We start from the raw sequence: 26,489 nt of genomic DNA, 5'->3' as shown, positions 1-26,489 counted from the left end.
ACACACCAGCGCCAGGGGCCACCGACGGGGTATGCGACACGCCGGGCCCGGGATCCGCCGGTGTCGGCTGAGGCGGGGTGAGGGGACGCTCGGTCACGCCGCCACCTCCGTCCGCGGGGAGAAGCGCCGCGCGACGAGGTCGGCGGCGAGGTTGAGGACGACGGCGATGACGCCGAAGACCACCGCGAGCCCCTGGACGACCGGGAGGTCCCGTTCCGCGACCCCGTTCATCAGCACCGTGCCCAGGCCCGGGATGACGAACAGCGCCTCCACCACGATCACCCCGCACAGCAGCCAGTCGACGGTGCGGGCGAGTTGCTGCGCCGCGGGCGCGATGGCGTTCGGCAGGGCGTGGGCGTAGCGGACGCGGGTCTCGGAGAGGCCGTAGCGACGGGCCTGCGCGGCGTGCGGCGCGGCCAGCGCGTCGATCATCCCGGCCCGCACCAGTCGGCTGAGGGAGCACACCGGCCGGGAGAGCAGCACCAGCACCGGCAGCACCAGCACGGCGGGGTGGTCGAGCAGGTCGGTGCCGTAGCCCACGGCGGTCGGCGGCAGCCAGTCCAGGCGCAGCGCGAAGACGGTGACCAGCAGCACGCCGAGGGCGAACTCCGGCACCGCGTACACCCCGAGGGTGACCGAGGCGATCAGCCGGTCGGTGCGGCCGCCCGCGCGGCTCGCCACCAGCACCCCGAGGCCCAGCGCGATCGGCACCAGCAGCGCCAGGGTGAGGGAGGCCAGCAGCAGTGTGGGGCCGAAGCCGTCGCCGAGGTAGGTGGTGACCGGGCGGCCGGAGACCAGCGAGGTGCCGAGGTCGCCGTGGAGCAGTCCGGCCGCCCAGTCGAGCAGCCGTTGGTGTGCCGGCCGGTCGAGCTCCATCTCGGCCCGGATGGCGGCGATCCGCGCGGGGTCGGGCTGGTCGCCCGCCAGCGAGGTGGCGGCGTCGCCCGGCAGCGCCTCGGTGAGCGCGAAGACCAACAGCACCACGGCCGCGATCTGCACGGCACCGAGCAGCAGCCGCCGGACGAGCCAGCCGCGCAGTCCGGTCACGCCGTCGCCAGCCAGACCTTGTCGAACCGCGCCCAGTCCAGGGTGTTGGCCGGCGCCTGGCGCTCGACGCCGCGCACCGTGCGGGCCGTGCCGACGATCCAGTCGGCGAAGCCCCACACCAGGAAGCCGCCCTCGGCGTGCAGTCGGCGCTGCATCCTCTCGTAGAGCGCGGCCCGCCGCTGGTCGTCCCTGGTGGACTGGGCCTGCTGGTAGAGGGCGTCGAAGTCCTTGTGCCGCCAGTGGGTGGCGTTGGTGGTGGAGTCGGTGAGCAGCCGCTGGGAGATGTGCGACTCGATGGGCATGGCGCCGGAGCGGTAGCAGCACAGGGTGCCGGAGTCCAGGATGTCGGCCCAGTAGCTGTCCTTGCTGCCGGTCCTGACCTTGATCCGCACGCCGGCCTTGGCGGCCTGGTCGCGGAAGATCCCGGCCGCCTCGGTGAAGCCGGCCGCCACGTCGGAGGTGTCCAGGGTGATCCGCAGGTCCTCGGCGCCGGCCTTCTTGAGGAGGTGGCGGGCCCGGTCCAGGTCCTGTTCGCGCTGCGGCAGCCCGTCGGCGTAGTACGTGTACCCCTTACCGAACAGGTCGTTGCCGATCTCACCGGCCCCGGACAGCGCCCCGTCGATCAGCTCCTTGCGGTCGGCGATGAGGAAGAACGCCTCGCGGACCCGCTTGTCGTCGAAGGGCGCCCGGTCGGTCTTCATCGCGAACGCCTGCATGGCGCTGTTGCGCAGCCGTACGATCTCGATCCGGCCGCCGTCCTGGTGGGCACGGGCGGTGGTGGGGTTGAGCTCGTGGGCGTACTCGATCTGTCCGCCGAGCAGCGCGTTGATCCGCGCCGACTCCTCGTTGGCGACCACGAATTCCAGCTCGTCCAGGTAGGGGGCGCCGTCCCAGTACTCCTCGTTGCGCCGGAAGACGGCGGAGCGGCCGGGGGCGAAGGACTCGAAGCGGAAGGGGCCGGAGCCGATCGGGCGCCGGTCGAACTCGCCCTTCTCACCGGATCCCTTGGGAACGATGTACGCGCCGAAGGCGGCGAGTATGTTGGGGAATTCGGCGGTCGGCCGCTTGAGCCGGAACTCCAGGGTCCGCGGTCCGGTCGCCCGGCTGGCGTCGAGGTCGATGGGTTCCAGCGACGCCTTGGCGCGGAACGCCTTCTTCGGGTCGGCGATACGGCGGTAGCTGTACAACACGTCTTCCGCGGTGACCGGCCGGCCGTCGTGGAACTCGGCCTGGCGCAGGGTGATCGTCCACCGGTCCAGGGCGGCGTTCGGCTCCCATCGGGCGGCCAGCCGGGGCCGGGGCGACAGGTCGGCGCCGAAGTCGGCCAGCTTGTCGAAGAGGGCCTTGGCGCGCGCGGCGTCGGCGAACAGGTTGCCCAGGTGTGGATCGAGGGTCTCGCTGGCCCCGCCGCCGGCGAAGGCGGCCCGCAGGCGTCCGCCACGCTGGGGCTTGCCGCCCTTGGTGCCGGATTCGGCGGTGCCCGAGCCGGAGTCGCCGCAGCCGGTGACGGCGAGCGCGCCGATGCCGATCCCCAGGCCGCCTGTGGCGGCGAGGAAGCCACGGCGGTGGAGGCCGGGGTGGCGTTCGTTGTCCGGGGTGTGCGTCATGAGATCTCCTCGTGGTGGGTGCCGTGGTGGGGGGGTGGGTGGGGCGCGGTGACGGATGGCCGCCGGGCCGCGCCGTCGTGGTGGCCGTCGCGGCGGAAGGCCGTACCGCCGTGGGCGGCGGGCCGGGCCGGTCTCAGCCGGTCGCGTTCCGGAGCCGCTGCGAAGCCGCTACGAAGCCGCCAGCCGGGCGACCAGGTGCAGCCGGTCGCCGTCGGCGGTGGCGCCGGGCTCCGGATCGCCCTCCCGCCAGGGCGGCTCGGTGCGCGGGCCCGGGCCGTCGTGCAGGGCCAGCACCGTGAATCCGTGGGCGGCCAGCGCGTACCGCAGCTCCTGGGGGAAGAGCAGCCGCCAGGCGGAGTGCTGTTCGGTCGGGGGGAGGCCGTCGTCGGCGGTCCACACCCGGCGGCGGCGCAGCAGTTGCGCCGCGCGGTCGACGTGCAGGGTGGTGACCGCGCGGTAGGCGGTGCCCTCCCAGGTGAAGCGGCTGACGGCGGGCGCGTCGAGCAGTTCGGTGCGGCCGAGGAAGAAGGCGCCGTTGCGCATCTCGGCGATCAAGAGCCCACCGGGGGCGAGCGCCCGTCGACAGGAGGACAGCAGCCCGTCCAGCTCGTCGTTGGTGTGGGCGTACAGGAAGGCGCTGTCCAGGCAGACGACCGCGTCGAACGCCCGCTCCCCCAGGTCGAACCCGCGCAGGTCGGCGTGGACGTACTCGGGTCCCGGGTGGTGGTCGCGGGCGTGGGCGAGCATCGCCTCGGAGGTGTCGGCGCCGACCACGCGACGCCCGGCCGCGTGCAGGTGGGCCGCGTCGCGGCCGGTGCCACAGCCGAGGTCGAGGACGCGCGGCCCGGCGCCGTGGTGCCGCAGCCGGTCCTCCGCCCAGCGGGCGGCGAGCCGGTCGGGGTCGGGGAAGCGGGCCTCGTAGAGCTCGGGGTGGTCGGTGAGGAGGTTTCCCTGTCGTGCCGTCATGTCGTCACCTCGTCACGCTGCCTGCCGGTGTCGCCGCCGGCCGCCGCCACCGGGCGGGGCGGCTGGTGCTCGGGCACCGCGCGGAGGCGGTGCAGCCAGCCGACGCCGGCGGCCGAGAGGAGGCCGAAGACGGCACAGCAGACCCAGGGGAGCCAGGCCGCCCCGCTCCGGCCGGTGTCCATGGCCCAGCCGACGAGGGTGTTGCCGAGGGCGGCGGCGATCCCGGAGGTGACGTAGAAGATCCCGAAACGGGTGCCGGTCAGCTCGGGGCGGCCGAAGGCGGGTATCAGCTCCATGACGAAGGGCTGGGCGATCATGAGTCCGAGGTAGAGCAGCAGCGCCCCGGCGAGGATCGGCAGCAGCGCGAGCGCGGCCCCGCCGGTGCCCTCGGCGGCCGGTTCCCCGGCGGTCAGCAGCGGGGGCAGGAACGCCAGCGCCATCAGGGCGAGTCCGCAGCCGATCCACACCGTCCGGCGGCCCCGGTCCTTCAGGGCGCGGGTGATGCGCAGTTGCAGCGCGAGGTTGGCCAGGGTGCCGGTGAGGAAGACGACGCCGGCCGCCCCCTCCCAGCCGGTGGCCCGCCGGGCGCCGTCGGGAAGCAGCAGGTACAGCTGGTTCTCCAGGGTGAACATGCCGGTCATGGCGAGGGAGAAGGCGAGGAACGCCCGGTCGCCGAGGACCTCGCGCCAGTCGCCGAGCACGCTGCCGCCCGCCGGCGGGGTCTCGCGGGCCGGGAGCACCAGCGCCTGGGCGACGGTGAGGACCGCGAAGATTCCGGCGGCGGTGAGCGCGGAGGCGCGGAAGTCCACGAGCAGCAGGACGCTGCCGAGCAGCGGGCCGAGCAGCGCGCCGGTGGTGGCGAACACGTTGAACAGCGCGAACGCCTCGGCCTTGCGGTCCCCGGCCTCCCGCGCGAGATACGCCCGCACGGCGGGGTTGAACAGCGCCCCGGCGAGCCCGCTGAGCACGGACGCCGCGATCAGCACCGGCAGCCCGTCGCCGAGCGCGAACAGCGCGAAGCCGACGGTGCGCAGCCCGCACCCGGCGATGATGACGCCGCGCGCCCCCAGTCGGTCCGCGGCCGAGCCGCCCACGATGAACAGCCCCTGCTGGCTGAGGTTGCGGACGCCGAGCACGATGCCGACGACGGCCGCCGACATGCCCAGGTCCTCGCCGAGGTGGGTGGCGAGGTAGGGGACGAGCAGGTAGAAGCCGGTGTTCACACCGAGCTGGTTGAGCAACAGCAGGCGTATCGCGAACGGAAATCCGCGCAGCTCACGCCACGTCTTCACGGAAGTGCCCTTCTTGGTGGTCCGGTCGTACGCCGAGGCCGGCCCGGCCGCTCGCCCGCACGGTCCCGTCCGCCCCGCCGATCCCGCTCCACGGGTCGCCGGCGAGCAGCAGATGGCCGTCGAGGTCGACCCAGCGGGCGCGGTCGGCGAGGTGGACGGCGGGGGCGATGCCCAGCGAGCTCGCGGTGAGGCAGCCCAGCATCAGCGCGGTGCCGCTGCCGGCGATCAGTTCGGCGATGCGCAGCGCGGCGTGCACCCCGCCGCACTTGGCGAGCTTGACGTTGACGCCGTGCACCCGGCCGGCCAGCCGGCGGGCGTCGTCGTAGCCGACGGCGTCCTCGTCGGCGATGACGGGCAGGGGGGCGCCCTCGGCGAGTCGGGCGAGGGCCTCGGGGTCGCCGGGGGCGGTGGGCTGTTCCACGGCCTCCACGCCCAGGTCGGCGTAGCGCGGGAGGAGCTCCCGCGCCTCGGTGGGGGTCCAGGCGCCGTTGGGGTCGAGCAGCAGCCTGAGGTCCGGGGCGGCGCGCCGGACGGCGGCCACCCGGGCCAGGTCGTCCTCCGGGTCCGGCGTGCCGGCCTTCACCTTGAGCAGGCGGAAGCCGGCGGCGGCCAGCCGGCGGGCCTGCGCGGCGGCGTGCTCCGGGTCGGTGATCCCGATGGTGCGGGCGGTCGCGGCGGCGGGCGGGGTGAGGGTGCCGAGCAGTTGGTGGACCGCGGCCCCCGCGCGCTTGCCGACGAGGTCCAGCAGCGCCGACTCGACGGCGGCGGCGACGGCCGGCGGGGTGCCCTCCGGGAGCAGTTCCCCGGCGCGCTGGGCGGCCAGCGCGCTCTCGGGGTCGGCGAACCGTGCCAGCGCGCCGCCGGCGTCGGTGAGCAGCCGCCCGATCGTGGCGGCGTCGAGGCCGAAGTAGGCGCTGGCCACGGCCTCGCCGTGGCCGCGCAGTCCGCGGTGTTCGAGGGAGAGCCAGACGGCGTCCCGCGCCGTCATCACGGAGCGGGAGATGCGCAGCGGTTCGGCGAGCTGGAGGCGTACGGTGCGCAGGGTGCTCTTCACGGGGTGGCCTCCACTGCGGGGACGGGGCGGGGCGCCGGGGCGGCGGCCGTCGGCCCGGTGTCGCCCAGCGGGTCGACGACGGTGGTGCAGCGGGTCCAGCCGGTGGCCTCGGCGGCGGTGGGGTGGGGGATCTCGACGGGGCGGGTGGCGGCGGTGGCCGGGTCGACGCCGTGGGCCGCGGTGTAGTCCTCGTCGTAGACGGTGCCGAGGTAGCGGTGCGGGCCGTCGGGGAAGACGGTGGCGACGACGGCGCCGGGGTGGACGCGGGCGGCCCAGGCGGCGACCAGGGCGGCGGCGCCGGTGCTCCAGCCGCCGCTGACGAAGCTGGCGCGGGCGAGCCGGCGGCAGGCGTCGACGGCCTCGGCCGGCCCGACCCAGTGCACCTCGTCGAACGCCTCGTAGGCGACGTTGCGCGGGTGGATGCTGCTGCCCAGGCCGCGCATCAGCCGGCCGCGGGCGGGCTGGCCGAAGATGGTGGAGCCGGTGGCGTCCACGCCGATGAGGCGCAGCGCGGGCCAGTAGCGGCGCAGCGGGGCGACGACGCCGGCGCTGTGGCCGCCGGTGCCGACGCTGCACACCAGGATGTCGAGGTGGTCCAGGGCGGTGGCGAGTTCGGCGGCGAGCGAGGCGTAGCCGGCGGCGTTGTCGGGGTTGTTGTACTGGTCGGGCCAGTAGGCGCCGGGCAGGTCGGCCAGCAGCTCGCGCAGCCGGGCCAGCCGGGCGGCCTGCCAGCCGCCGTCGGCGGCGGGGCGGTCGACGAGCTCCAGCCGGGCGCCGTGGGCGCGCAGCAGGCGGCGCATGGCGGGCTCCAGTTCACCGTCGCAGACCAGCACCACCGGGTGGCCGAGGGCCTGGCCGGCGAAGGCGAGCCCGAGGCCGAGGGTGCCGGAGGTGGACTCCACCACCGGGGCGCCGGGGCGCAGTTCGCCGCGCTCGCGGGCACCGAGCAGCATGGAGACGGCGGCCCGCGCCTTCATGCCGCCGGCGCCGAGCCCTTCGAGCTTGGCGAAGAAGCCGGGCTGGGGGCAGGGCAGGTCGCAGCCGATGCGGGCGAGCGGGGTGCGGCCCAGCAGGGTGAGCAGCCCGGGGTCGGCGGTGGGGGCTCGGAGCGCGGTCGCGGTCATCGGGCGCCTCCGTAGCGGTAGACGAAGCCCGGCCCGCCGTCGAGCCAGAAGAAGGGGTAGGGCTCGGCGCACACGGCGGTGACCCCGTTCCCCAGGAAGTGGGGCAGCACGGCGCTGCCGGTCTGCGCGAACATCACCAGGGGCTTGTCGTGCCGGGCGGCGTGGGCGCGCAGCGTCTCGAAGCCGTCGTTGCCGAGCGTCATGCCGGAGGCGAGGATGGCGTCGCAGCCGTCGAGGTGGGCGGTGGCGTCGGTGGCGACGGGCTCGCCCCACTCGGTGCTGCCGCCCTTGAGGTCGCAGGGGATGTACGCCAGGCCGCGCGAACGCAGCCGCTCCAGCAGCGAGTTGACGACGCCGACGACCAGCACGGTGCGGCCGGGCTCCAGGTCGAGCAGCTCGGTGACGGCGCGGGCGCGGGCCCGCGACTTGAGCAGCGAGTCGCCGCCCGGCAGCGGCCAGGGGCGGGCCCCGCCGGCGGGTCGGCTGTGCGGGGTGGCGTGCATGAGGTACGCGTCGAGGGCGGCGACCCGCACCGCCCGCAGCGGGTGGTCCAGCAGCGTGGCGACGTCGGCGCCGACGCAGTCGTCCAGGGCGCTCGCGCGGAGCGCGCCCGGCTCCACGGCGCAGGAACCGACGGCCTCGTCCAGGCGCAGGCTGAGCACCTCGTTGCGGTAGCCGCCGGCGCGCCCCGCGTGGCGTACGGCCTGGCTGGTGGTGAAGGCGACGGAGACGGTCCGCCGGCGCGGGTCGGGGCCCAGCTCGCCGGCCCGCACGCGGCGCACGAGCGCGTCGTAGGCGGTGGTCATCGGCTCACCACACACGGCCGCACGCCGGCGAGCAGTTCGGCGACGCGGGCGCGGGCGCCGGTTCCGGCGGCGTCGGCGGCCATGACGTGTCCCAGGTAGTCGTTGTTGCTGCCGGCAGCCGTGACGGTGGTGCCGGGGCGGGCGAGCTGGGTTTCGAGGACGCCGGGCGCGCCGTCGAGGTGCGCGGCGCCGTCGATCCGCTCCAGCACGCCGGCGGCGGTGGGCACCAGGAAGCCGATGGCGGCGCTGTGGACGCCGGTGTCCCGCACCGTCAGTTCGGGTGCGCGGCCGAGCGCCACCTCCACGCAGGCGGCGGCGAGGTCGACGCCGGTGACGTGGCGGACCAGTTCGGTGATGCGGTTGCCGGCGGGGCGGGGGTTGACCTCGACCACGCGCGGGCCGCCGGCGGTGAGCTTGATCTCGGTGTGGGCGACGACGTCGTCCAGGCCGAGGGCGGCCAGGGCGGCGCGGGCCGTGTCCGCGGCGGCGGCCGCGTCGTCCGCGGCGAGCGCGGCGGGGAACATGTGGCCGGTCTCGATGAAGGCGGGCGCGCCGCCGACGCTCTTGTCGGTGACGCCGACGACGTGGGTGGCGCCGCGGTGGGAGACGGTCTCCACGCTGACCTCGGGCCCGTCCAGGAGCTCTTCGAGCAGCACCCGGGGGGAGCGCCGCTGGCCGCGCGCGTTGACCGGGAAGTCGGCCAGGGCCCGGTAGGCGGCGGAGAGCGCGGATTCGTCGTCCACCCGCCGCACGTACATCCCGGCGCACAGGTCGACGGGCTTGAGGACGAGGGGGTAGCCGATCTCGCGGGCGGAGGCGGCGGTGCCGGCCCAGTCGTCGCAGACCGCGTACCGGGGGCCGGGCACGCCGGCGGCGGAGAGCGCCTGCCGGGTGGCGTCCTTGCGGCAGGCGGCCTCGACGGCGGCGGGGGCGGGGCCGGGCAGCCCGAGATGGCCGGCGATGCGGGCGACGGCCGGCAGGTAGTAGTCGCAGGAGGTGAGGACGCCGTCGAAGCCGAGCACGTGGTGGAGCCGTTCGACCTGGGGCAGCAGCGCGTCGAGGTCGTTGGTGTCCGCGGTCAGCACGTTGCGCGCCGCGAGCAGCGGGTGGGCGGTGCCCTCGGGGGCCGATCGCAGGTAGTGGTGCAGATCGCGGGTGAGGAAGGTGAACTCGTGGCCGCCCTCGCGGATCGCCCGCGGCAGCAGTCTGCTCATCGACCCGACCCAGCTCTCGACCATCAGCAGGTGACCCACGTCTCTCCTTCGTCTCGATGAGGCCGTCGACGGCGCCCCGGTGGGGGCCGCGACGCCGCCGGGGCGCGACGGGCGCGTCCGGGCGCGGCGGAGCGCACCGACGGCGCTGTCACGGCGGCGGTTGACCGCTCACCACGTTATCGATAATCGTTTTCATTGTCATCTGACTGACTGACATACGTCCGATCGAGAGAGCTCCGCCGTGACACCCGCCCTTCGCCGCACCGCCGTGCTGGCCGCGCTGACCGCGTGCGCCACCGTGCTGCCCCCGGCCGCGCACCCCGCCGCGGCCCCCACCACCGCCGACGCCACCACCGCCGGCGGCATCGCCTTCGGCCCCTGCCCGTCCTCCGTCCCCGCCCCCGCCCCGCCGGACCGCGTCGAGTGCGGCACGCTGCGCGTCCCGCTGGACCACCGCCGGCCGCACGGCCGCCACCTCGGCATCGCCGTCTCCCGCGTCCCGGCCTCCGGGACGCCCGCCGAGCGGCGCGGGATCCTGCTGGTCAACCCCGGAGGACCGGGCGGGGCCGGACTGTCGTACGCCGTGACCAAGCGCGCCAAGCTGCCGGAACGGGTGCGCCGCGGCTACGACGTCATCGGCTTCGACCCGCGCGGCACCGGGCGCAGCGCGCCCGCCGACTGCGGCCCGATGGGCGGCCTGTTCGCCGCCGACGCCCCCGGCGCCGACCCCGTCCCCCGTGGGCCGGCCGCCGAGCGCGCCCACCTCGCCGCGCTGCGCCGCATGACCGCCGACTGCGCCGCCGGCGTGGGCGGGGCACTGCCGCATCTGTCGACCCGTGAGACCGCCCGCGACATGGAGGCGATACGCGCCGCCCTCGGCGAGCCGAAGCTGTCCTTCCTCGGCGTCAGCTACGGCAGCTATCTGGGGGCCGCCTACGCCGCCCGGTACCCGCACCGCACCGGCCGGATGGTGCTGGACAGCGTCGTCGGGCCGGAGGACTGGTACGACTTCGACCTGCGTCAGGCCCGTGCCCTGCTGGCGCAGCGCGCCCGGCTCTTCGGCTGGCTGGCCCGGCACCACGACCGCTTCGGCCTGGGCGACACGGCGGCCGAGGTGCGCGCCGGGTACACCCGGGCGCGGGCGGGACTCACCGCCCGGCCGGTGGACGGCTTCGGCGCGGCGGCCTTCGACCGGGCCGTCTACCGGACGCTGGGCCGCACCGAGCGCTGGGCCCCGTTCGGCGAGGGGCTGCGCGGCTACCTCCGCGAGGGCACGGTGGTCGGACTGCGCCCCGGCGTCCCCTTCGACGGCCCGGACTCCCGGACGTACGAGGCCGCCAACCGCACGGTCAAGTGCGCGGACGGGCCGGGGCCGAAGGCCGGCCGGCTCCTCCCCGAGCTGCGGCGGCTCCGCCGGCTGGACCCGCTGCCGGTGTTGACCGGGCTGGAGGCGGACGTGTGCGCCTACTGGCCGCACCGGCCGGCCGCGCGCACCCCACTCGGCGGCCCGAACCTCCCGCCGGTCCTGCTGGTCGCCTCCGAGCACGATCCCGTCACCCCCGTCGAGGGCGCCCATCGACTGCGCCGCGCCCTCTCCGGCTCCCGGCTGGTGACCCTGCACGACGACTACTCCCACGGCGTCTTCGCCAGCCGGGGCGACGCCTGCGTGGACGGGGCGGTGGCCGCGTACCTGGTCGACGGGGCGGTGCCGGCACGGGACGTGCACTGCGCGGGGGCCGGCCTGCCGTGACCCGGTGGGCGGCCCTCGGCCGCGGATCCCCCTGCCGGGCGAACGCGCCGGGCCGCCGGCCGTACCAGGCGACCCGACGGCGGTCGAGGTGGTACGGATAGCCGCACGTCGAGGCGGGGACACGGGCAGGGAGCAGCCGGTATGGAGTGGTTCACCTCGGCCGACTACTGGCTGAGCCGGCTGGTCTTCCAGCGCGGGCTGGCCGCCGTCTACCTGGTGGCGTTCGTGGTGGCCGGCAACCAGTTCCGGGCGCTGATCGGCGAGCGGGGCATGTTGCCCGTGCCGGAGTTCACGGAGCGGGTGCCGTTCCGCCGCGCCCCCAGCCTCTTCCAGCTCCGCTACTCCGATCGGCTGTTCGCCGGCTGCGCCTGGTCGGGTGCGGCGCTGGCGGCGGCGGTGCTGCTGGGCGCGGCCGACGCGGTGCCGCTGTGGGCGGCGATGGCCATGTGGGCGGTGCTGTGGGCGCTGTACCTGTCGATCGTCAACGTCGGACAGGTGTGGTACGGCTTCGGCTGGGAGTCGCTGCTGCTGGAGGCGGGCTTCCTCGCCGTCTTCCTCGGCAACGACGAGACCGGCCCGCCGGTGCTGGTGCTGTGGCTGCTGCGCTGGGTGCTGTTCCGGGTCGAGTTCGGCGCGGGGCTGATCAAGATGCGCGGGGACCGCTGCTGGCGCGATCTGACCTGCCTCTACTACCACCACGAGACACAGCCGATGCCCGGCCCGCTGAGCTGGTTCTTCCACCACCTGCCCCGGCCGCTGCACCGGGTGGAGGTCGCGGCCAACCACGTCGCCCAGCTCGGCCTCCCCGTGCTGCTCTTCACCCCGCAGCCGGTGGCGAGTGTGGCGGCCGGACTGATCATCGTCACCCAGCTGTGGCTGGTGGTCTCCGGCAACTTCTCCTGGCTCAACTGGCTGACGATCCTGCTGGCGGTGCCGGCGGTCGACGGCCGGCGCGCCGCCGAGGCGTTGGCGCTGCCCGCGCCGCCGTCGACGCCCGCCGCCCCGCTGTGGTTCGCGGCACTGGTGCTGGCGGTGACCGCTTTCACGCTGTGGCTCAGCTACTGGCCCGCCCGCAATCTGCTGTCGGGCCATCAGCTGATGAACTACTCCTTCAACCCGCTGCACCTGGTCAACGCCTACGGGGCCTTCGGCTCCATCAGCCGCAGCCGCTTCGAGGTGGTGATCGAGGGCACGGACGAGGCCGTGGTCACCCAGGACACCGTGTGGCGGGAGTACGAGTTCAGGGGGAAGCCGGGGGACGTGCGCCGGCTGCCGCGCCAGTTCGCCCCGTACCATCTGCGGCTGGACTGGCTGATGTGGTTCGCCGCGCTCTCCCCCGCCTACGCCAGATCATGGTTCGTGCCGCTGGTCGGCAAGCTGCTGGACAACGACCGGGCGACGCTGAGACTGCTGCGCTCCAGCCCCTTCCCCGGCAACCCGCCGACCTACGTCCGGGCCCGGGTCTACCTCTACCGCTTCACGACCTGGAGCGAGCTGCGCGCCACCGGCGCGTGGTGGCACCGGACGCCGGTCCGCGACTTCCTGCCGCCGGTGCGGCGGAGCCACGCGGGCGACGAGGTGGGCTGAGTCGGGGCCCGGACGGCGAGCGGTCAGTCGGCGAGCCGAGCCTCGATCCGGTCGCGGATGCCCCGCAGTTGCAGCTGGGTGCTGCGGTTGATGTGCGCCGCCATCGCCTCGGCGGAGGCGGGGGCCTCGGCCTTCAGATGGAACTCGTCCACCCAGCGCATCTGCGTGCCGCTGCCGACCTCCGTGAACTCCCAGACGCTGGCCATGGATTCGAAGGGACCGGTCTCGACCCGACGGGAGCGCACGGTGCGGGTCGCGGGGTCGACGGTGCGCTCGGAGACCCAGCTCCAGTACGAGCCGCAGTCGTCCGGGTGCAGGGTCAGCCGGAACTGGGTGGTGTTGCCCTCCCGGACCAGGATCTCCGCGGCCGCGTAGTCGCTGAACAGCTCCGGCCAGGACTCGACGTCGTTGGTGATGTCCCAGATCAGGTCGATCGGGGCCTGGATGACGATGGAGTTGTCCACACGCGCGGTCATCCCGCTCACTCCCCGCCGACGGCGCTGGTGGAGCCGGTATGGGTTTCGGTGTCGACGTGCCCCAGCTCCGGGCGCGGGGCCAGCGGGCAGAGGTGGAAGACGACACGCGCCGGGACCGGACCGACGTTGCGGAACCGGTGGCGCACCCCGATGGGCACCATCAGACCCTGGTCGGCGTGCAGCTCCCGCGGGGTGCCGTCGAGGTCCACGACCAGGCTGCCCTGGACGACGAAGACGAACTCCTCGGAGTAGGGGTGGTAGTGCTCGGCGACGTAGTCACCCGGCTGGATGCCCGCCACGCCGAGGAAGCCCGAGGTGGAGCCGACGGACTTGGGGCTGAGCAGGGTGCGCAGCTCTCCGCCGCGCCGGCGGTCGGGCGCGACATCGCCCAGCGAGACGACGGGGACATGCTGTGCGCTCACGGTTCCTCCTCGGAACGTCACCGGTGGTGAGGTGGTGGGGTCGCGGCGTTCCGCGCCGTTCGCCCGGAAACGCCGTGATGCGAGCGTGCCCACCCCCGCTCAGGAAACGCACAGGTCTGCCACAAGAGCGGCCCTCAGCAGGCGCCTCCCGTTCCCTCCTCGGCGGCCGCCCCGGCCGCCGATCCGGCCCGCGAGTCGGCGAGCGGGGCGGCTTCGGCGCCGGCGGAGACCTCGGGGGCGCCGATCCGCTCCAAGGCGTACTCCCGCACCAGCCCGCGGAAGCGGTAGTGCCGCTCGGTGTCGGCGCCGTCGTCGGCGAGTTCGACCAGGGAGGCGTCGGCGAGCCGCATCAGCACCATGTCGGCGGCGGCGGGGTCGACACCGAGGGTCCGCGCCCCCTGGGCGGCCGTGAGCATCCGGCGGGGCGCCAGCGCCAGCCGGAGGAAGGCGGTCTGGGTGTCCCCGTCGAGCCGGTCGAAGCACGCCTCCAGCCGGTCGTAGAGATCCAGGCCCACGCTGGCCAGGTCCGCCATGCGACGCTGCCCCTTGGCGGTGCGCAGTTGCGCCGCCACCCAGGAGACGCGGATGGGACGGGTGGCCATCAGCCGCTCGCCGATGAAGGTGATGGCCAACGGCAGCCCGTCCACGATGCTGACCACCTCGGCCGCCGCCTGCGGTTCGGCGTCGGTGCGCTCCCGGCCGATGATCCGGGCCAGCAGCCGCACCCCGTCCCGCACCGACAGACAGCCCAGCCGGACGACGCGCTCGGCGCGCAGCCCGTAGAGCAGCGACCGGCTGGTGACCAGCACCCCGCAGTCGGAGCCGCCCGGCAGCAGCGGCTCCACCTGGGCGGCGGAGGCGGCGTCGTCCAGCACCAGCAGCACCCGCCGCTCCGCGCTCCAGGTGCGGAACAGCGCCATCCGCTCCCCCACCGTGGCCGGCGCCTCGGCGGCCGGGATGCCGATGCCGCGCAGGATCTGCTCCCAGCCGTCCGCGGCGCCCCCGGGTCCGTGGCGGCCGCAGGCGGCGCAGACCGCGCCCGGGGCGCGCTGCGAGCCGCCGAGCGGCACATAGATCTGACCGTCCGGATAGCGGTGGCGGACGGCGTGGGCCAGGTGCACGGCGGTGGCCGTCTTGCCGGTGCCCGGCATGCCGACGAGGGAGACCACCGGAGGCCCGGCCCGTCCGGAGCGGGTGGCCAGCAGCCCGCCCAGCTCGCCGAGGAGCTGCCGCCGCCCGGTGAAGTCCGCGGTGTCCCGGGGCAGCTGGGCGGGTGGGGGCGCGGTGCGGCGGGAGGCGTACGCCCCGGCGGGCGGCGGATCGAGGGCGGGCGAGGCGATGAGCATCGAGCGCTGCAGCCGCTGGAGTTCGGGGCCGGGCTCCAGGCCGAGCTCGTCGACCAGCTGGCCGCGTAACTCCTGGAAGACCTTGAGCGCCTCGCTGCGCCGCCCGGAGCGGTACAGCGCCAGCATCAGCTTGGCGTGGATGCCCTCGTGCAGCGGCCTGGACCTGGCCAGCGCCTTGAGCTCGCCGGTCAGCTCATGGTGGCGGCGCAGCTGGAAGTCGGCCTCGATGCGCATCTCCAGCGCCCGCAGCCGGCTCTCCTCCAGCTCGGCGGCGTGCGCTTCCAGCAACTCCCCGCACTCGATGTTGGCCAGCGCGCCGCCGCGCCACAGGCCCAGCGCCCGGGCGAGGGTGGCGCTGGCCCGCGCCGGGTCCCCGGCGGCCAGGGCGTCGCCGCCCTCCCTGACCAGCGCCCGGAAGGCGCTCACGTCGACGGCCTCGTCCGGAATGCGGATCAGATAGCCGCCCGGCCGGGTCTCCAGGAAGGAGCCGTCCGAATCCGGATCCTGTCCGCGCGCCAGCGACCGGCGCAGCTCGTAGACGTAGGTGTGCACCGCGCGCACCGCCTTGTCCGGCGGGTTGCTCCCCCACAGCTCGTCGATGAGCGCCTTGGTCGGCACCACCTCACCGTGCCGCAGTATCAGCAGGGCCAGGGCGCGACGGAGTTTGGGTGCGCTCGGTGTGGCCCGTGTGTGGGTGCTCGTCAGCACTTCGAAATTGCCCAGAACCTGAAACCTCATCCCGACCCCCGTGTTGTGATGATGGGTGAAGGTTCGGATCTCGCCCCCCGTGTTCAGGCTGAGGCCGAACATACCATCGCGGCGCCCGATCGATACCGGTGTGGCATGTTTCGGTTCAGTTATTCCTCCATCCCTTGGACACGGGGCTCGGCACCCTTCCCATCGGCCCCGCCAAGGGACGTGCGCACCGCCGTGGGAGGCCCGTCCGACACGCCGCGACCCGCCCGCCCGGCGGGGGCCGGGGGGGGCGGGTCGCGTGAGACCGGCGGGTCGGTCAGCCGAGACCGGGGGTCGCGCGGTGCACCGGGCCGTGGGCGGTCAGACAGTGCTCGGGGCGCGGCGTGGGCTCCGCCGACTCCGCCCCGACCGGCCGCCACAGCACCTCGTGCCCGCGCAGATGGTCCACCTGCAAGGTGGTGTGGGTGATGCCGTACTCCCGGTGCAGCACGGTCTCCAGCTCCTTGCGCACGGCGTGGCAGTCCCCGCCGGGGGCGACCAGCACATGGCTGGAGAGCGAGACCTCGCCGGAGGTGATCTGCCAGACGTGCAGGTCGTGCACCTCGGCCACCTGCGGATGGGCGACCAGCCGGTTGCCGACCTCGTCCGGCTCGACACCGGCGGGGGCCGCCTCCAGCAGGATCCGACCGGAGGCCCGCACCAGCTCCACCCCGGCCTTGAGCATCAGGGCGACCACGACCAGCGCGGCGATCGCGTCGGCCCGCGCGAAGCCGGTCAGCAGGACCACCAGTCCGGAGACGGCGGTGCCGATGAAGGCGTAGAGGTCGTTGAGGACGTGCTGGAAGGCACCCTCCACGTTGAGCGAGGAGCGGTTCGCCCGGGACATGCACCAGGCGGCCGCGATGTTGACGACCACCCCGGCCAGACCGGTGGCCAGCACCAGTCCGCCGTCGACCGCGGGCGGGTCGATCAGCCGCTGCACCGCCTCGTATCCGAGGAATCCGGCGAGCAGCACCAGCGACAGTCCGTTGGCCTGGGCGGAGAGGATCTCCGCGCGCTTGAGGCCATAGGTGTAGCCGCCGCGCGCGGGGCGGGCGGAGAGCCGGATCGCGACCAGCGCCAGCACGATCGCGGCGGCGTCGGTGAGCATGTGGGCGGCGTCCGAGAGAAGGGCCACCGAACCCGCGATCACACCGATGACCACCTCGACCGCCATGAAGGAGGCGATGAGGGTGAGGGCGAGGGTCAACCAGCGGCGGTCGGCGTCGGCCGACACGCCGTGGCTGTGGCCCCCGTGCCCGTGTCCGTCGTGGCCCGCGTGGACGTGCCCGTGGCCGTCCCGGCCCCCGTGGCCGTGGCCGTCGTGCCCGTGCCCGCCGTCGTGCCCGTGTCCGTGTCCGTCGTGGCCGTCGCGGCCAGGGCCGTCGTGACGGTGACCACCGTGGTCCCGCGCTCGTCGCCCATGCGCCCCCGGTCCATGGTCGTGCTCGCCGCGCGCGTCCTGGCCGTCCTCGTGCGCTTGCGTGTGAGTGCCCACCCACTCCTCCTCGAATCGCCGTCGGAACATCGCAATTGAACACCGCGTCAGAGAATTCTCCAAAGACTGCAATGGAGACGGTTATCAATTGGCGGATATTCCGAATTCGATATCGAGAACGCTTTTCAGAAGAGTGCGCCGGGCGCCGAAATCGCTGGTGCGTACGAGACCGCCCCGGTCCGGGTGAGACGCGCTCGGGGAGGGTGACCGCACCCCCGGCCGCGCGTTGATGGGTTGTGGCTACCATGACGCAACGGCGCCTCGCCTCGCCGGGCAGCAGACCACTGACCTGGGCTTCACAGGCCGAAACGGTTCCTCAGTCGGCCTGTGTGCCCATCTACTCCGACCTCGTGCAGCGCTGGGCCTCGGCCGGCCGCACGGTCCCGGGCTCCTACGACCACGAATGGGCCGAGCTGATGCGCCGGCCACCGTGGCCGGACAGCGGCGGCGGCTACCAGGTTCCCTGAACCCGGTAGCCGCCGTCTCGCGTCTCGGCCTCGGCCGTGGCCGCGGTCAGCCCTCGGCGTCCTCCTCGGAACCGCTCTCCAGGTTGCCCTCGGTCTCCAGGTACAGCTCGCGCACGGCGGCCAGCACCTCGGCGTCCGGCTCGGCCCACATCCCTCGGCTCTCCGCCTCCAGCAGCCGCTCGGCCATGCCGTGCAGCGCCCAGGGGTTGGCCTCCTCCAGGAAGGCGCGGTTCTCGGGGTCGAGCAGGTAGCTCTGCGCGAGCTTGTCGTACATCCAGTCGGCTACGACGCCGGTCGTGGCGTCGTAGCCGAAGAGGTAGTCGACGGTCGCGGCGAGTTCGAAGGCGCCCTTGTAGCCGTGGCGGCGCATCGCCTCGATCCAGCGCGGGTTGACCACGCGGGCACGGAAGACCCGCGAGGTCTCCTCGTGCAGGGTGCGGGTGCGCACCGTCTCGGGGCGGGTGCTGTCGCCGATGTACGCGGCCGGGGCGGTGCCCTTCAGCGCACGGACGGTGGCGACCATGCCGCCGTGGTACTGGAAGTAGTCGTCCGAGTCGGCGATGTCGTGCTCGCGGGTGTCGGTGTTCTTCGCCGCCACCGCGATCCGCTTGTACGCGGTCTCCATCTCCGCGCGCGCCGGGCGGCCCTCCAGCCCACGTCCGTAGGCGTAGCCGCCCCACACCGTGTAGACCTCGGCCAGGTCGGCGTCGGTGCGCCAGTCGCGGCTGTCGATGAGCTGGAGCAGACCGGCGCCGTAGGTGCCGGGCCGCGAGCCGAAGATGCGGACCGTGGCCCGGCGCTCGTCGCCGTGCTCGGCGAGGTCGGCGCGGGTGTGCGCCCGTACGTAGTTGTCCTCGTCGGCCTCGTCGAGGGAGGCGGCGAGCCGTACGGCGTCGTCCAGCAGCCCGATCACGTGCGGGAAGGCGTCCCGGAAGAAGCCGCTGATGCGCAGGGTGACGTCGATGCGCGGGCGGCCCAACTGGTCCAGCGGGACGGCCTCCAGGCCCGTGACGCGCCGCGAGGCGTCGTCCCAGACCGGGCGCACGCCCAGCAGCGCCATCGCCTCGGCGACGTCGTCGCCGGCGGTGCGCATCGCGCTGGTGCCCCACAGGGACAGGCCGACCGACTCCGGCCAGCGGCCGTTGTCGGCGTGGTAGCGCTCCAGCAGGGAGTCGGCGAGCGCCTGGCCCGTCTCCCAGGCCAGCCGGCTGGGCACGGCCTTGGGGTCGACGGAGTAGAAGTTGCGGCCCGTCGGCAGCACGTTGACCAGTCCGCGCAGCGGCGAGCCGGACGGGCCGGCCGGCACGAAGCCGCCGGCCAGGGCGTGCACCGCGTGGTCGAGCTCGTCGGTGGTGGCGGACAGCCGGGGCACCACCTGGCGGGCGGCGAAGTCCAGGATCGCGACGACCGCGGTGCGCTGCTCCTCCGGGACCCCGGCGCAGACCTCCGCGACGACCTCCGGCCGCCAGTCGGCGTCCTCCATCGCCTGGACCAGCGCCCGGGCCCGCTCCTCCGCCTCGTCGGCGCCGGTGCGGGTGGCGGCGGCCTCGTCGAGGCCGAGGGCCTCGCGCAGTCCGGGCAGCGCCGAGGTGCCGCCCCAGATCTGCCGGGCGCGCAGGATGGCCAGCACCAGGTTGACCCGGTCGGTGCCGGTCGGGGCGCCGCCCAGGACGTGCAGCCCGTCGCGGATCTGGGCGTCCTTGACCTCGCACAGCCAGCCGTCGACGTGCAGCAGGAAGTCGTCGAAGCCGTCGTCGTCGGGGCGGTCCGCCATGCCCAGGTCGTGGTCGAGCCTGGCGGCCTGGATCAGGGTCCAGATCTGGGCGCGGATGGCCGGCAGCTTCGCCGGGTCCATCGAGGAGATCTGGGCGTACTCGTCCAGCAGTTGCTCCAGCCGGGCGATGTCGCCGTAGGAGTCGGCGCGGGCCATCGGCGGCACCAGGTGGTCGACCAGGGTGGCGTGCACCCGGCGCTTGGCCTGGGTGCCCTCGCCCGGGTCGTTGACCAGGAAGGGGTAGACCAGCGGCAGGTCACCCAGCGCGGCGTCGGGGCCGCAGGCGGCGGACAGGCCGGCGTTCTTGCCCGGCAGCCACTCCAGGTTGCCGTGCTTGCCCAGGTGCACCATGGCGTCGGCGCCGAAGCCGCCGTCGGACCGCGGGGTTCCGATCCAGCGGTAGGCCGCCAGGTAGTGGTGCGAGGGCGGCAGGTCCGGGTCGTGGTAGATGGCGATGGGGTTCTCGCCGAAGCCGCGCGGCGGCTGGATGAGGATCAGCAGGTTGCCGAAGCGCAGCGCGGCCAGCACGATGTCGCCTTCCGGGTCGCCCTCGGCGGTGCGACTGGTATCGACGAACATCTCGCCCGGCGGCGGGCCCCAGTGCTCCTCGACCGCGTCCCGCAGCTCCTTGGGCAGCTTGGCGTACCAGCGGCGGTAGTCGGCGGCCGGGATGCGGATCGGGTTGCGGGCGAGCTGCTCCTCCGTCAGCCAGTCCTGGTCGTGGCCGCCCGCCTCGATCAGGGCGTAGATCAGCTCGTCGCCGTCGCCGGAGGCGAGGCCCGGGATCTCCTCGGTGCCGAAGTCGTAGCCCTCCTCACGCAGCCGGCGCAGCAGGGCGACGGCGCTGGCGGGCGTGTCCAGGCCCACCGCGTTGCCGATGCGGGAGTGCTTGGTGGGGTACGCGGAGAGAACCAGCGCCAACCGCTTCTCGGCCGCCGGGATGTGGCGCAGCCGGGCGTGTCGGACCGCGATGCCGGCGACCCGCGCGGCGCGCTCGGGGTCGGCGGCGTAGACCGGCAGCCCGTCCTCGTCGACCTCCTTGAAGGAGAACGGCACGGTGATGATGCGACCGTCGAACTCGGGCACGGCGACCTGGGTGGCGGCGTCGAGCGGCGAGAGCCCCTCGTCGTTCTCCTCCCAGGCGCTGCGCGAGCCGGTCAGGCAGAGCGCCTGGAGGACCGGGACGTCGAGCGAGGTGAGCGCGCCCGCGTCCCATGCCTCGTCGTCGCCGCCCGCGGAGGCCTCCGCGGGTCGGGTGCCACCGGCGGCCAGCACGGTGGTGACGATGGCGTCGGCCGCCCGCAGCTCCTCGATCAGCTCCGGCTCGGGCGCCCGCAGCGAGGCGACGAACAGCGGCATCGGGCGCCCACCGGCGTCCTCGATGGCCTGGCTGAGCGCCTCCACGAAGGCGGTGTTGCCGCTCATGTGGTGGGCGCGGTAGTAGAGCACGGCCACGACCGGGCCGCTGTCGTTCCGCGCGGCGCGCTCCAGCGGGCCCCAGGAGGGCGCCGGGCTCGGCGGCTCGAAGCCGTGGCCGGTGAGCAGCACGGTGTCGGAGAGGAAGCGGGCCAGCTGCTCCAGGTTGGCGGGCCCGCCGTGCGCCAGGTAGGCGTGCGCCTCGGCGGCGATGCCGACCGGGACGGTGGACGCTTCCATCAGCTGGGCGTCGGGGGCCTGTTCGCCGGACAGCACCACGATCGGCAGGTCGGTGGCGCGCAGCGCGTCGATCCCCTCCTGCCAGGCGCGGACGCCACCGAGGAGGCGAACGACGACGAGCTCCACGCCGTCGAGGAGGGCGGGCAGCTCGTCCAGGTCGAGCCGGGCCGGGTTGCCGAGCCGGAAGGGCACGGGCCCCTCGGCGGCTCGGGCGCTGAGCAGATCGGTGTCGGACGTCGACAGCAGCAGGATCACAGGACTTCGCCTCGCGCATTCGGGCCGAGCCAGGCAGCCGACCTGGCGTGGAGGGCGGGGATGGTGCCGCACACCTCGCGGTGCGCGGCGGAGAGCGGCGCCCCGCGCGGCACGGAGCGTGCCGCGCGGACGGCCGCCGTGACGGACGCCTGCGCCTTCGGGGGCGCCTGTGCCGTGACTGGCACCTGGGCCGTGGCGGACGCCTGCGCCATGGCGGACGCCTGCGCGACGACGGCCGATACGGCGGCCGGTCGGGCGGACGCCGTCGAGGCGGCGGGCGTGGGGGAGGCCGTAGAGGCCGGGGAAATCGGGGAGATCGGGGACGCCGCGGAGTGCGTCGGGGCGGCGCCGCGCGTCGTGCGTGGCGGGAGGCCACCGCGCGTCATAGGTGACGGGACGGCACCACGTGTCCCGCACGTCGGGGACGGCGCGGGGAGGGCGGCGCGCATCGTGCGGACCGCGGGGGTGGCGACGGCGGTGGCCGCCGCGCGGACGGCGGACAGGGCGAACGCCGCGTACCGCGTCGGCAGGGCGGACGAGAAGCGCCCCTCGAACCGCCCCTCGAACGGCGGCACCATGGCCACCGCCCGTACGACGGATACCGGGGACACCGTGGACGACGGCGCCACGGCGGACGTGGAGAACACCGCGGACGTCGGTCGCGCCATGGACCGCGTGCGTACGGCGGGTGTCGAGGACGCCGCGGGCATCGTGGACCGGGCGCGTACGGCGGTCGCCGTGGGCTTCGAGGCGCGCTTCGAGGGCGGCGCCGCCATCGTCGCTACGGCGGGCGTGGTGCGGGCCATGGGCGTCAGGCGCCGGGCGGGGGCCGGGCGCCGGGTGGTCGCTGTCGCTGCCGGGCGTATCGGGGACGGGGCGCCGGGCGCCGGGGGTTCCCGGAGCGCCGGGGGCGGCGCGGGCACCGGGGGCCCCGGGCGCGCCGGAGGCGGCAGGGGCGCGGGGCCCGAGCGCGACCGGAACATGAGCATGCTGCGGCAAGCCTTCCTCGGGGTCCGCGCCCCGGGCGGTTGAGGACGGCGGGAGTTCCTGGCTCACGCGACGGCCGGTGGGCCGCCGCGCTGACAGTGGCGGGACCGCGCCGGATTCACACCGGCTTCCTCCCCTGACGCCGTCGCTGGCGGTGGCGGACCGGAGCGGTCCACCGAGAGGCATAGTACGGGGAGGAGATCAACCCTGGGCAAGGGCGAGCTTGCGCGAGGTAGCCGCCGGACGGGCCGAGGGGAGGGCATCAGCCGAGGTCGTCGGTATGCTCGCCGCCATGCCGCACTCCCCCGCAACCGCCCCGACAGGGGTCGAGCCGCCCGTGCGCGGGCGCGCCGACGCCTGCCCCGGCGCACTGCGTCTGCACGCGGCCGACGACGGCGCGCTGGCCCGGATCCGGCTGCCCGCCGGGCTCCTGACGGCCCATCAGGCAGCCTCGCTGGCGACCGCCGCCGAGGAGCTCGGGGACGGACAGCTGGACATCACCTCGCGCGGCAACGTACAGCTGCGCGGACTGGCCGCCGACTGCGGCGGCGAGCTCGCCGAGCGGCTACGGGCCGCCGGGCTGTTGCCGTCGGACCGGCACGAGCGGGCACGCAACGTGGTCGCCTCGCCGCTGTGCGGGCTGGACGGTGTGGGCTTCGCCGACGTCCAGGGCTGGGCGAGGCGACTCGACGCACTGCTGCGCGAACATGCGGACACCGCCGGACTTTCCGGGCGATTCCTCTTCGCGCTCGACGACGGACGCGGTGATGTGGCGGCCCTCGGGGGCGATGTGACATTGATCGCAACGTCGGGGGGCGACGCACTGCTGCACCTGGGCGCGGACCCCGTCGGGCTGCCGGTGCCGGCCGAGGACGCGCCGCGCGCCGCCGTGTTGGCGGCGCGGGAGTTCCTCGCGGCGGTGGCGGAGAGCGGCACGCGCGCCTGGCGGGTGCGGGAACTCCCCGCCCCCCACGCCCTGTCGGCGCGGCGGGTGGCGCGCAGGCTCGTGGAGGCGGGCCTGGAGCCGGGTGAGCCCACCGCGCCGCCGTCGCCCGCGGGCCCGCCCAGTGCCCCGCCCGCTCCCGGCCTGGTCGTGGGGCCGGACGGCCGCCACGCGCTGTCCGTGCTGGCGCCGCTCGGCCGGCTGACCGCCGCTCGGTGGCGGCTGCTGGCCGACGTGGCCGGCCGGGACGGGGCGGACGAACTGCGCGTCACGCCGTGGCGCGGGGTGCTGCTGCCCGGCCTCCGCGCCGACGTCGCCGCCGCCCGACTCGGTGAGCTGGCCGACGCCGGACTCGTCACCGCGGTGGACTCGCCGTGGCTGGGCGTCGGCGCCTGCACGGGCCGCCCCGGCTGTGCCAAGTCGCTGGCCGACGTCCGCGCGGACGCGGCTCAGGCCGCCCGGACGGCGCGCGGCACCGCGCTCGACGCGCTGCCGGTCTACTGGTCGGGCTGCGAGCGCCGCTGCGGTCACCCGGCCGCCGGCCGCTGGGTGGACGTGCTGGCCACCGGGAGCGGCTACCGGGTATCCGTCTGGGACCTGCCGGCGGACCCGGCGAAAGCTCCGCACGACCGAGCGGACGTACCGCGCGAACCCGCGGAGCCACGGCGCCAACCCGCGGCCACACCGCCCGAACCCGCCGAGGCACCACACCAAACGGCGGCCGCCCCGGGCCGGCTTGCGGCCGCGCCGCACCAACCCGCCGACGCGCCGCACCAGCCGGCGGACACCCCGGCCCCTGGGCCAGGAGGACCGCCGGACACAGCGCGCGGCCGGGTGGGCCACGACCGCGCCCCGGCGGGGGCGCCCGCGGGCCGTCGGAGTCCGTCGGCTCCGACGGCGGCCGTGGGTCGGCCGGGGCCGGCGGTACCGGGATCACCTGTGGCTGGGACAGCCGCGGGAGCGGGAGCGACAGGGACAGTGACAGGGACCGTGACGGCGGATGAGGTCGCCGACGCGGTGGCGGCGGCGCGCCGAATGGCATGACCGAGATGACCGAAACGATCGAGGACACAGTGTTCGACTACGAGAAGGACGGCGCGGAGATCTACCGCCAGTCCTTTGCCACCATCCGCGCCGAGGCGGATCTCGGTGGGCTCCCCGCCGACGTCAGCCAGGTCGCGGTGCGGATGATCCACGCCTGCGGCATGGTCGACCTGGTGAAGGACCTCGCCTACTCCCCCGAGGTGGTCTCCCGCGCCCGGGCCGCGCTGCGCGCCGGCGCGCCCATCCTGTGCGACGCGCGGATGGTGGCCAGCGGGGTGACCCGCAAGCGGCTGCCCGCCGACAACGAGGTGGTGTGCACGCTCTCGGACCCGTCCGTGCCGGCGCTCGCCGCCGAGCTGGGCACCACGCGCAGCGCGGCCGCGCTGGAGCTGTGGCGGGACCGCATGGAGGGGGCCGTCGTCGCGGTCGGCAACGCGCCCACCGCCCTCTTCCGACTGCTGGAGATGGTCGCCGAGGGCGCGCCGCGCCCGGCGGCGGTCATCGGGATACCCGTCGGCTTCATCGGCGCCGCCGAGTCCAAGGACGCCCTGGCCGACAGCCCGTTGGGGCTGGATTATCTGGTGGTACGGGGCCGGCGCGGCGGCAGCGCCATGGCCGCGGCCGCGATCAACGCGATTGCGAGCGAGGAAGAGTGAGCGAGCAGCAGACCACCGGCCGGCTCTACGGGGTGGGGCTGGGTCCCGGCGACCCGTCGCTGATGACCGTACGGGCGGTCCAGGTCATCGCGGAGGCCGACGTCGTCGCGTACCACAGCGCCCGGCACGGGCGCAGCATCGCCCGCTCCATCGCCGCCGAGCACATCCGCCCCGACCACGTCGAGGAGGCGTTGGTCTACCCGGTCACCACCGAGACCACCGACCACCCGGGCGGCTACCGGGGCGCGCTGGACGAGTTCTACGAGGAGGCGGCGGCGCGGCTCGCGGCCCATCTGGACGCGGGCCGCACGGTCGCGGTCATCTCCGAGGGCGACCCGCTCTTCTACGGTTCCTACCAGCACATGCACAAGCGGCTCGCCGACCGCTACCCGACCGAGGTGATTCCCGGCGTCACCTCGGTCAGCGCCGCCGCGGCCCGGTTGGGCACCCCGCTGGTGGAGGCCGACGAGGTGCTCACGATCCTCCCGGGCACGCTCCCCGAAGAGGAGCTGACCGCCCGTCTGGCGAGCACCGACGCGGCCGTGGTGATGAAGCTGGGCCGCACCTTCCCGACCGTGCGCCGCGCCATGGAGCGCTCCGGCCGGCTGGCGGAGGCGCGCTACGTGGAGCGCGCCACGATGAGCGGCGAGCGCACCGGCGCGCTCGCGGAGACCGACCCGGAGTCGGTGCCGTACTTCTCGGTGGCGGTGCTGCCGAGCCGGATCGCCAACCCCGCGCCGACCGTGGACCGGGACCAGGTCCAGGCCGACGGCGACCCCGCGCGGGGCGAGGTCGTCGTGGTGGGCACCGGCCCCGCGGGGCCGCTGTGGCTCACCCCGGAGACCCGTGGCGCGCTGGCCGCCGCGGAGGAACTCGTCGGCTACACCACCTATCTGGACCGGGTGCCGGTACGGCCCGGCCAGCGGCGGCACGGCTCCGACAACAAGGTCGAGGCGGAGCGCGCCGAGTTCGCCCTCGACCTGGCCCGGCGCGGGCGGCGGGTGGCCGTCGTCTCCGGCGGCGACCCGGGCGTCTTCGCCATGGCCACGGCCGTGCTGGAGGTCGCCTCCCAGGAGGAGTACCGGGACGTCCCGGTGCGGGTGCTGCCGGGCCTCACCGCCGCCAACGCGGCCGCCGCCCGCGCGGGCGCGCCGCTGGGCCACGACTACGCGGTCGTCTCGCTCTCGGACCGGCTCAAGCCGTGGGAGGTGATCGCGGAGCGGCTGCGCTCCGCCGCCGAGGCGGACCTGGTGCTGGCCCTCTACAACCCCGGCTCCCGCAGCCGGATCTGGCAGGTGGGCAAGGCCCGTGAGCTGCTGCTGGCACACCGCTCTCCCGACACCCCGGTCGTCGTCGCACGCGACGTCGGCGGCCCCGGGGAGAGCGTCCGCATCGTTCAGCTGGCCGATCTCGACCCGGACCAGGTGGACATGAGAACCATCCTGCTCGTCGGCTCCTCGCAGACCCGGACGGTCCGACGTGGCGACGACACGGAGATCGTCTGGACGCCGCGACGGTACCCGGAGCGCTGAGCCGACCGCCGGGGCGCTGAACCCGCCGAGGCGCTCCCCGGAGCGCCTCGCGGGGCCGCGCTGCGGGGCGGCCCGGGGGTCCGCCCGGGGAGCGGACCCCCGTACGGCGCCGGCCCCGCCGCTCCGGATCCGGGACCCTCGAGCGCTCGCGGCGCCGCGGGCCCGCCGGGACGGCGCCGCATCGCGTCGTTCCCCGGGGAGCGCCGGCGGGCCGTCCCGCCGGCCGGGCGGACGCGGGCGGTTCCCGGCGG

Annotated in this window: 20 protein-coding genes and 1 riboswitch; of the genes, 7 read left to right on the top strand and 13 right to left on the bottom strand. The window is 75.0% G+C overall.

Annotated features, from left to right (window positions below; genetic code table 11):
- Positions 1 to 93: 93 nt before the first annotated feature.
- From LRS74_RS31320 to LRS74_RS31285, 8 genes are all read right to left on the bottom strand, one after another.
- A complete protein-coding gene (locus LRS74_RS31320) occupies positions 94 to 1,047 on the bottom strand; it encodes an ABC transporter permease (protein ID WP_277744167.1) in 954 nt (317 codons plus the stop codon).
- Complete coding sequence (locus tag LRS74_RS31315) at positions 1,044 to 2,654, bottom strand: ABC transporter substrate-binding protein (protein WP_277744166.1); 1,611 nt, start codon at positions 2,652 to 2,654, stop codon at positions 1,044 to 1,046. Before LRS74_RS31315 ends, LRS74_RS31320 begins: the two co-directional genes overlap by 4 nt.
- Positions 2,655 to 2,822: 168 nt before the next feature.
- Positions 2,823 to 3,620 (bottom strand): class I SAM-dependent methyltransferase, encoded by a 798-nt coding sequence (locus LRS74_RS31310; protein WP_277744165.1) that lies wholly within the window; start codon positions 3,618 to 3,620, stop codon positions 2,823 to 2,825.
- Positions 3,617 to 4,912, bottom strand: coding sequence for an MFS transporter (locus LRS74_RS31305; RefSeq protein WP_277744164.1), 1,296 nt, complete (start codon positions 4,910 to 4,912; stop codon positions 3,617 to 3,619). Before LRS74_RS31305 ends, LRS74_RS31310 begins: the two co-directional genes overlap by 4 nt.
- Entirely contained in the window at positions 4,896 to 5,966 is a 1,071-nt protein-coding gene (locus LRS74_RS31300; RefSeq protein WP_277744163.1) for a dipeptide epimerase, read from the bottom strand. Before LRS74_RS31300 ends, LRS74_RS31305 begins: the two co-directional genes overlap by 17 nt.
- Positions 5,963 to 7,090 carry a pyridoxal-phosphate dependent enzyme gene (locus LRS74_RS31295; RefSeq protein ID WP_277744162.1) on the bottom strand — a complete coding sequence of 376 codons (1,128 nt, stop codon included), beginning with the start codon at positions 7,088 to 7,090 and terminating at the stop codon, positions 5,963 to 5,965. Before LRS74_RS31295 ends, LRS74_RS31300 begins: the two co-directional genes overlap by 4 nt.
- Entirely contained in the window at positions 7,087 to 7,896 is an 810-nt protein-coding gene (locus tag LRS74_RS31290) for a DUF364 domain-containing protein (RefSeq protein WP_277744161.1), read from the bottom strand. The genes LRS74_RS31295 and LRS74_RS31290 overlap by 4 nt, the downstream gene beginning before the upstream one ends.
- Positions 7,893 to 9,149: an ATP-grasp domain-containing protein gene (locus LRS74_RS31285; protein ID WP_277744160.1), complete on the bottom strand. Its 1,257-nt coding sequence runs from the start codon at positions 9,147 to 9,149 to the stop codon at positions 7,893 to 7,895. The genes LRS74_RS31290 and LRS74_RS31285 overlap by 4 nt, the downstream gene beginning before the upstream one ends.
- Before the next feature lie 202 nt (positions 9,150 to 9,351).
- On the opposite strand from LRS74_RS31285, the gene LRS74_RS31280 reads away from it, so the two are divergent.
- Positions 9,352 to 10,860, top strand: a complete 1,509-nt coding sequence (locus LRS74_RS31280) for an alpha/beta hydrolase (protein WP_277744159.1) — start codon at positions 9,352 to 9,354, stop codon at positions 10,858 to 10,860.
- A 141-nt stretch (positions 10,861 to 11,001) separates the two neighbouring features.
- Positions 11,002 to 12,447, top strand: coding sequence for a lipase maturation factor family protein (locus tag LRS74_RS31275; protein WP_277744158.1), 1,446 nt, complete (start codon positions 11,002 to 11,004; stop codon positions 12,445 to 12,447).
- 23 nt (positions 12,448 to 12,470) lie between these two features.
- Here LRS74_RS31275 and LRS74_RS31270 read toward each other — a convergent pair whose 3' ends face one another.
- The 4 genes from LRS74_RS31270 to LRS74_RS31255 form a co-directional block, all read right to left on the bottom strand.
- Entirely contained in the window at positions 12,471 to 12,923 is a 453-nt protein-coding gene (locus LRS74_RS31270) for an SRPBCC family protein (protein WP_277744157.1), read from the bottom strand.
- A gap of 5 nt (positions 12,924 to 12,928) precedes the next feature.
- Positions 12,929 to 13,345 carry a cupin domain-containing protein gene (locus tag LRS74_RS31265; protein ID WP_277744156.1) on the bottom strand — a complete coding sequence of 139 codons (417 nt, stop codon included), beginning with the start codon at positions 13,343 to 13,345 and terminating at the stop codon, positions 12,929 to 12,931.
- A 134-nt stretch (positions 13,346 to 13,479) separates the two neighbouring features.
- Positions 13,480 to 15,429 carry an AfsR/SARP family transcriptional regulator gene (locus tag LRS74_RS31260; protein ID WP_277744155.1) on the bottom strand — a complete coding sequence of 650 codons (1,950 nt, stop codon included), beginning with the start codon at positions 15,427 to 15,429 and terminating at the stop codon, positions 13,480 to 13,482.
- 274 nt (positions 15,430 to 15,703) lie between these two features.
- On the bottom strand, positions 15,704 to 16,663 hold the full coding sequence (locus LRS74_RS31255) for a cation diffusion facilitator family transporter (RefSeq protein WP_277745015.1): 960 nt from the start codon (positions 16,661 to 16,663) through the stop codon (positions 15,704 to 15,706).
- 590 nt (positions 16,664 to 17,253) lie between these two features.
- Between LRS74_RS31255 and LRS74_RS31250 the strand changes: the two genes are divergently transcribed.
- On the top strand, positions 17,254 to 17,391 hold the full coding sequence (locus tag LRS74_RS31250) for a hypothetical protein (protein ID WP_260867903.1): 138 nt from the start codon (positions 17,254 to 17,256) through the stop codon (positions 17,389 to 17,391).
- 46 nt (positions 17,392 to 17,437) lie between these two features.
- Here the strand turns inward: LRS74_RS31250 and cobN are convergent, their stop codons facing one another.
- Entirely contained in the window at positions 17,438 to 21,076 is a 3,639-nt protein-coding gene (gene cobN, locus LRS74_RS31245; protein WP_277744154.1) for a cobaltochelatase subunit CobN, read from the bottom strand.
- Between the two features lie 60 nt (positions 21,077 to 21,136).
- Here cobN and LRS74_RS31240 point away from each other — a divergent pair, with 60 nt between their 5' ends.
- The 4 genes from LRS74_RS31240 (at position 21,137) to LRS74_RS31225 (ending at position 26,238) form a co-directional block, all read left to right on the top strand.
- Positions 21,137 to 22,108 carry a hypothetical protein gene (locus tag LRS74_RS31240; RefSeq protein WP_277744153.1) on the top strand — a complete coding sequence of 324 codons (972 nt, stop codon included), beginning with the start codon at positions 21,137 to 21,139 and terminating at the stop codon, positions 22,106 to 22,108.
- Positions 22,109 to 22,117: 9 nt separating this feature from the next.
- A riboswitch (cobalamin riboswitch) is annotated at positions 22,118 to 22,197 on the bottom strand.
- Positions 22,198 to 22,355: 158 nt separating this feature from the next.
- Positions 22,356 to 24,050: a precorrin-3B synthase gene (gene cobG / locus LRS74_RS31235; protein ID WP_347178177.1), complete on the top strand. Its 1,695-nt coding sequence runs from the start codon at positions 22,356 to 22,358 to the stop codon at positions 24,048 to 24,050.
- Positions 24,047 to 24,706 (top strand): precorrin-8X methylmutase, encoded by a 660-nt coding sequence (locus LRS74_RS31230; protein ID WP_277744152.1) that lies wholly within the window; start codon positions 24,047 to 24,049, stop codon positions 24,704 to 24,706. Before cobG ends, LRS74_RS31230 begins: the two co-directional genes overlap by 4 nt.
- Positions 24,703 to 26,238, top strand: a complete 1,536-nt coding sequence (locus LRS74_RS31225) for a precorrin-2 C(20)-methyltransferase (RefSeq protein ID WP_277744151.1) — start codon at positions 24,703 to 24,705, stop codon at positions 26,236 to 26,238. Before LRS74_RS31230 ends, LRS74_RS31225 begins: the two co-directional genes overlap by 4 nt.
- Positions 26,239 to 26,489 lie beyond the last annotated feature (251 nt).

This window comes from Streptomyces sp. LX-29 (assembly GCF_029541745.1).
Taxonomy (GTDB): Bacteria; Actinomycetota; Actinomycetes; order Streptomycetales; family Streptomycetaceae; genus Streptomyces.
The sequence above is the reverse complement of the archived record's forward strand: the minus strand, read 5'-3'. Positions and strand labels throughout refer to the sequence as shown.

Excerpts from the sequence above, each read along its gene's own strand:
- LRS74_RS31290 (WP_277744161.1), bottom strand. The coding sequence starts at position 7,896 with ATGACCACCGCCTACGACGCGCTCGTGCGCCGCGTGCGGGCCGGCGAG.
- LRS74_RS31240 (WP_277744153.1), top strand. The coding sequence starts at position 21,137 with ATGGTGCCGCACACCTCGCGGTGCGCGGCGGAGAGCGGCGCCCCGCGC.
- LRS74_RS31315 (WP_277744166.1), bottom strand. The coding sequence starts at position 2,654 with ATGACGCACACCCCGGACAACGAACGCCACCCCGGCCTCCACCGCCGT.
- LRS74_RS31275 (WP_277744158.1), top strand. The coding sequence starts at position 11,002 with ATGGAGTGGTTCACCTCGGCCGACTACTGGCTGAGCCGGCTGGTCTTC.
- LRS74_RS31310 (WP_277744165.1), bottom strand. The coding sequence starts at position 3,620 with ATGACGGCACGACAGGGAAACCTCCTCACCGACCACCCCGAGCTCTAC.
- cobG (WP_347178177.1), top strand. The coding sequence starts at position 22,356 with ATGCCGCACTCCCCCGCAACCGCCCCGACAGGGGTCGAGCCGCCCGTG.
- LRS74_RS31260 (WP_277744155.1), bottom strand. The coding sequence starts at position 15,429 with ATGAGGTTTCAGGTTCTGGGCAATTTCGAAGTGCTGACGAGCACCCAC.
- LRS74_RS31295 (WP_277744162.1), bottom strand. The coding sequence starts at position 7,090 with ATGACCGCGACCGCGCTCCGAGCCCCCACCGCCGACCCCGGGCTGCTC.
- LRS74_RS31230 (WP_277744152.1), top strand. The coding sequence starts at position 24,047 with ATGACCGAGATGACCGAAACGATCGAGGACACAGTGTTCGACTACGAG.
- LRS74_RS31270 (WP_277744157.1), bottom strand. The coding sequence starts at position 12,923 with ATGACCGCGCGTGTGGACAACTCCATCGTCATCCAGGCCCCGATCGAC.